Genomic DNA, 5834 nt, shown 5'->3' with positions numbered 1-5834 from the left:
CGCGAGGTGCACGGGCAGATCCTCGCGGACCTGGCCAAGCTGGTGGATAGCGGCGCCGTGAAGCCCTTGCTGGACGAGCGGTCATTCACTCTTGCGCAGGTCGGCGACGCCTATGCCCGACTGCAAGGCGGTCAGGCGCTCGGCAAGGTGGTTGTCGAGGTCTGATCCTCGGGCGCGCGCTTTCCGCAAGCCGCGCCCCAGCCGCTTTGCGCTCGCGACGGCGGCATGGCGATGCAGCGCCCGGGCCTGCCTGACACCTTCGATGATGACGAGCAGTTCAACTTCTTCCCCGCCGAGGCCGGTCGCCGCGGCAGCGCGGCGCGCCACACCCGCCTTGTGCGGCGACAGCATCTCGCAGGCGCCCGCTGCCAGGCTCCGCTGCCACCGCGCCGTGAGATCCCCTGCTGCGGCGCGATCAGCGCGGTTGGCGCTGGAGTGGATGGAGCGCGCAAGGGCGAGCGGGTGCTGGTGCGCCCGATGCATCGGCCCGCAGGCGGCGACGCGGACGCACATGTCAGACCCCGGAAGTCTTCACCGATCTGGTTGGCGACATCGAACGTGAGGAGATCCGGCCGACCGTTGCCGAGCCCTGCAGGCGACGCGATTTGCGTAGGTCGCTTGGTTGATCCCGTCGGGCCGACATACCACATTTGGATCCCGGTCAACCTTCGCCTTCCACGGGAAATTCCCAGGCAAGGCTTACAGCATCAATGGGTCCAGACGCCCCTGCGGGATGTCGCGAAATTCTCGCCATATCCGCCCGCGCGGACGTTTTGACGGCGTTTCTGCGGGTTCAGAACGACTGCTTCGATGGCGTGGTCGCGCGCGTATTCCAGGGCCGCTTCCTTGGTGTCGAACTGAAGCCGCACCTGGGCCTGCGTATCGGCGGAACTGGTCCACCCCATGAGCGGATCGATCTGCCGCGTGGTTTCGGGCGCAAATTCCAGCACCCATCCGCGCGTCTTGGCAGTGCCCGATTGCATCGCATTGCGTGCGGGCTGATAGATACGTGCTCGCATGACCCTCTCCGTTTGCTGCCGTCTTATCCGTTATGAGCGCAACCGGATCAAGCCCCGGGTGAAAGGCTGCGCCCTCAATGTGCGCCGCCAAGCGAACCGGCGCGCACCCCGTAATTGACGGCGAGGCCGTAATCGGGATCATCTCCGGCCTCTCGCACAAGCTGGCCCGCCCGCAGCAGCAAACGATGGCAATCGCGCGAAAGATGCCGCAATTGCAGTTGCTTGCCCGCGGCCTCGTATTTCACCGCCAGCGCATCGATGGCCTGCAACGCCGATTGATCCACCACCCGGCTGTCGGCGAAATCGACAATGACCACCGCGGGATCCTCCTCCGGAGAGAAAATTTCGGAAAACCCGTCGGTGGAGCCAAAGAAGAGCGGCCCCTCGATCGCGTAGACCTTGGCCCCCTCGGGCGTCATCCGCGTGCGCGCGTGGATCCGCTTGGCGTTGTTCCATGCATAGGCCAACGCCGACACGATTACGCCGACCACGACAGCCGTCGCAAGATCCGTCCAGACCGTGACGATCGTGACGAGGATCATCACCGCCGCGTCGGTGAGGGGAATTTTACGCAAGATCAGCAGGCTGTTCCAGGCGAAGGTGCCAATGACCACCATGAACATCACCCCCACCAGTGCCGCCAGCGGGATAAGCTCGATCAGGGCCGATCCGAACAGGATGAAGCTGAGCAGGAAGATAGCCGCGGCAGCACCCGACAGCCGGGTCCGTCCCCCCGATTTCACGTTGATCATCGACTGACCGATCATCGCGCAACCGCCCATACCACCGAAGAACCCGGTAACCGTGTTCGCGACACCCTGCGCTACGCATTCCTGACTGGCCCCCCCGCGCTGGCCCGTGATGTCGCCCACGAGATTCAGTGTCAGCAAGCTTTCGATCAAGCCGATGGCGGCCAGAATCAGGGCATAGGGCAAAATGATTTCGAGGGTCTGCCAGGTCAGCGGAACCATCGGCAGATGCAGCGTCGGCAGCCCGCCCTGGATCGAGGCCAGATCCCCCACGCGCGGAACATCCAGCCCGAAAGCGATGACAAGCACCGCGACGATGCCAATGCCCGCCAATGGGGCAGGCAAGGCCGAAGTAATGCGCGGCATCACCCAGATGATCGCCATCGTCAGAGCCACCAGCGCCAGCATCACGATGAGGGGCCATCCGGTCAGCCATTGTCCATTGCCGATCCCATGCCCGGCGGCCTCGGCAGAGCCCGGCACCTGGAACTGCGACAGCTGCGCAAGGAAGATCACGATCGCCAGCCCGTTCACAAAACCCAGCATCACCGGATGCGGGACCAGGCGGATGAATTTTCCCAGCCGGAAAACGCCCGCGAGGATCTGGATGAGCCCCATCAGCACCACTGTCGCGAAGAGATATTCTACCCCGTGCAAGGAGACCAGTGACACCATTACCACCGCCAACGCACCCGTCGCACCGGAAATCATGCCCGGCCGCCCGCCGATCAGCGCGGTGATCAGACCTACGATGAAGGCCGCATAAAGACCGACCAATGGATGGACCCCGGCCACAAACGCGAAGGCGACAGCCTCCGGGACGAGCGCCAAAGCCACCGTAAGACCGGCGAGCATCTCGATGCGAACCCGCGCCGCGCTCCACGTCGGTGCCGCGCCACCAGGGCGAGTAAAATTTTCGACGACAAGCGCCAGTGAGGCTTTGACCAAGAGTACCATTCCATTCTGTGCTGAATCCGCAGTCTCCTACACCGGAAGCTGCGACGTTGAAACCCGCAATCATCCGCGTGCACGCGCGACGAAAGGCGCCGCCGCATAGGTGCAGACAGTTCACTTGGCCCCTGCAAAACTTTGCCCCTCCCTTGCCACCGCACCGATTTCAAAGCTTTCAACTGAAGTCTGGGGAAGAAAAATGTACATATAGTGAACATGAGCCTTCGCGCGCCCCGAGATCGAAGCTGGCAATTGGCATCGGCCTGAGCCTGTCAGCCACGTCCGCCATCCCGATCAAGGCTCGGTCGATCATTCCGCGGACCGCCATGACCTCTCCACCTCTCGCCGCCATGCGGCAATCCACCGGGCCTTGATCCAGAACAAAAAGCGATCACATCATGGGGCAAAGGAGTCGCCTGACATGGATATGCCCGTATTGCACGCCCCTGCCCCCGCGCTGGCCCACCGGCAAAAGCTGGAAGGCGGACAGCGTTTTCGAATGCAGACAGATTTCTCCGCGGCAGGGGATCAACCGACCGCGATCGCGGAGCTTGCGAGCGGAGTGAACCAGGGCGAACGCGATCAGGTGCTGCTGGGCGCGACCGGCACCGGCAAGACCTTCACGATGGCCAAGGTGATCGAGGAGACGCAAAGACCAGCGATCATTCTTGCGCCGAACAAAACCCTTGCGGCGCAGCTTTACGGTGAGTTCAAGGGTTTTTTCCCGGACAATGCGGTGGAATATTTCGTCAGTTACTATGATTACTATCAGCCCGAAGCTTATGTCGCGCGTTCCGATACATTTATCGAAAAAGAAAGCCAGATAAACGAGCAGATTGACCGCATGCGCCATTCCGCGACCCGTGCCTTGCTGGAACGGGACGACGTGATAATTGTGGCGTCGGTTTCGTGCATTTACGGCATCGGCTCCGTAGAAACATACGGCGCCATGACCCAGGACCTCATTGCCGGGAACGGTTACGATCAGCGCAAAGTCATTGCCGATCTGGTCGCGCAACAGTATCGCCGCAACGATCAAGCGTTCCAGAGAGGCTGTTTCAGGGTGCGCGGCGATAGTCTGGAGATTTTTCCCGCGCACCTGGAGGATCGCGCATGGAGGCTCTCTTTCTTTGGAAATGAACTTGAAGGAATTACCGAGTTCGACCCGCTGACAGGAGAGAAAACGGGCAGCTTCGACAAAATTCGAGTTTATGCGAACAGTCACTACGTGACGCCGAAACCGACAATGAAACAAGCCATCATCAATATAAAGAAAGAACTTCGGCAGAGGCTCGACCAACTGGTAAGCGAATCGAAACTTCTGGAAGCGCAGAGGCTGGAGCAGCGCACGAATTTCGACATAGAGATGCTTGAAGCCACCGGCGTTTGCAACGGAATCGAAAACTACTCCCGATACCTGACGGGGCGGGCTCCGGGCGAGCCGCCGCCGACACTTTTCGAATTCATTCCAGATAACGCTCTTGTGTTTGCGGATGAAAGCCATGTTTCGGTTCCGCAAATTGGCGGCATGTATCGCGGCGACTACCGGCGCAAATTCACCTTGGCTGAGCATGGATTCCGCCTTCCGTCCTGCATGGACAACCGGCCGCTCAAATTCGAAGAATGGGATGCCATGCGCCCGCAGTCTATTTTCGTGTCTGCCACCCCCGCGGCATGGGAACTGGAACAAACGGGCGGCGTGTTCACCGAGCAGGTTATCCGTCCCACGGGGTTGCTCGACCCCGTGATCGAAATCAGGCCCGTCGAAACGCAGGTCGACGATCTTCTCGACGAAGTACGCAAGGTCACGGCAGACGGTTACCGTACCTTGGTTACCACTTTGACCAAGCGAATGGCCGAAGATCTGACGGAATACTTGCACGAGCAAGGCATAAAAGTGCGTTACATGCATTCCGATATCGACACGTTGGAGCGTATCGAGATTTTGCGCGACCTACGCTTGGGGGCCTTCGATGTTCTGATCGGAATCAACCTGCTCCGCGAAGGGTTAGACATTCCCGAATGCGGGCTCGTGGCAATTCTGAATGCCGATAAAGAAGGATTTCTGCGATCTGAAACCTCGTTGATCCAGACAATCGGACGCGCTGCCCGAAATGTCGATGCGCGTGCAGTCTTGTATGCAGACCGCATTACCGGATCCATGGAACGCGCCATTCGTGAAACGGAGCGGCGGCGTGAAAAGCAGATCGCGTATAATGAAGCGAACGGCATTACACCTATGACCGTCAAGAAAAACGTCGAAGACATTCTGGCAGGCCTTTACAAGGGCGACGTGGACATGAACCGCGTCACGGCGAAAATAGAGGCGCCGCTTGCAGGCGCCAATTTGCAGGTTCACCTCGACTCCCTCCGGTTGCAGATGCGGAAAGCGGCGGAAAACCTCGAATTTGAAGAGGCAGCCCGTTTGCGTGATGAAGTCAGGCGTCTGGAAACAGTCGATCTTTTCGTCAGTGATGATCCAATGGCACGGCAACAAGCGGTCGAGAAAGCGGTAGACGCTGCACATAAATCAACGGGCCGCTCAACGGCTGGACGCGGCGGGATGCATGGCGGAAACGTGAAGCGCCGCAAGAAGCGGTAAGAGGGTGCATGTTTGGGCTATTAGGTTTCGCAATCTCCAAGCTGGGGCTGACAGGAACATTGATGCGCGTGATTCCTTAAGAAATGATGAATGCCAATAAACGCCGCACCTTTTGCGCATCAACCAGATTTTAACTTGAGCGTCGCAAGCTGACCTGATCGTTGGAGGACATGCGATGCGACTGGTTCTTATTTTTTCGATATATACAATGCACGTGTCTGGCGGATGGGCAAGTGAGGTGGATAAAGGGGTATTTGCTTCGTTGAGTTTTACGTTAGCAGAATTTTTCAATTCCCCCCCGCAGACAGCCACGACAAAAAGCAGCAAACTGCCCGCCGCTTCGAGGGGAGCAAAAACGGATCCGAACATTATGTGTCACATCCCGGCAGGTAGTATGGCTGTTTCTTGAACAGCTTCGGCTTGCGATTGTGCCAGTCTTTCATCGCCTGCAAGGGCGTCTTGCTTCCCAAGGCCGATTGAGGGAGCTGCTGGTTATAGAGCCAGACATAGCGG

General features: G+C 59.2%; 4 protein-coding genes and 1 pseudogene. 2 read left to right on the top strand and 3 right to left on the bottom strand.

Annotated features, from left to right (window positions below; all coding sequences use genetic code 11):
- Positions 1–6: 6 nt before the first annotated feature.
- Positions 7–165, top strand: a complete 159-nt coding sequence (locus tag ACU0BR_RS09920) for a zinc-binding dehydrogenase (protein WP_446156679.1) — start codon at positions 7–9, stop codon at positions 163–165.
- Positions 166–707: 542 nt separating this feature from the next.
- Here ACU0BR_RS09920 and ACU0BR_RS09915 read toward each other — a convergent pair.
- Positions 708–1019, bottom strand: a complete 312-nt coding sequence (locus ACU0BR_RS09915; protein WP_446156677.1) for an ETC complex I subunit — start codon at positions 1017–1019, stop codon at positions 708–710.
- A 74-nt stretch (positions 1020–1093) separates the two neighbouring features.
- The gene (locus tag ACU0BR_RS09910; RefSeq protein ID WP_446156678.1) at positions 1094–2623 is read right to left on the bottom strand and encodes a SulP family inorganic anion transporter; all 1530 of its coding nucleotides are present in this window, start codon (positions 2621–2623) and stop codon (positions 1094–1096) included.
- A gap of 517 nt (positions 2624–3140) precedes the next feature.
- Between ACU0BR_RS09910 and uvrB the strand changes: the two genes are divergently transcribed.
- Positions 3141–5321, top strand: a complete 2181-nt coding sequence (gene uvrB / locus ACU0BR_RS09905; protein WP_446156676.1) for an excinuclease ABC subunit UvrB — start codon at positions 3141–3143, stop codon at positions 5319–5321.
- Positions 5322–5689: 368 nt separating this feature from the next.
- Here the strand turns inward: uvrB and ACU0BR_RS09900 are convergent.
- A pseudogene (locus ACU0BR_RS09900) lies at positions 5690–5834 on the bottom strand (IS481 family transposase); the annotation flags it as partial.

It is taken from the genome of Brevirhabdus sp. (genome assembly GCF_052826345.1).
This window is presented reverse-complemented; position numbering and strand designations above follow the sequence as displayed.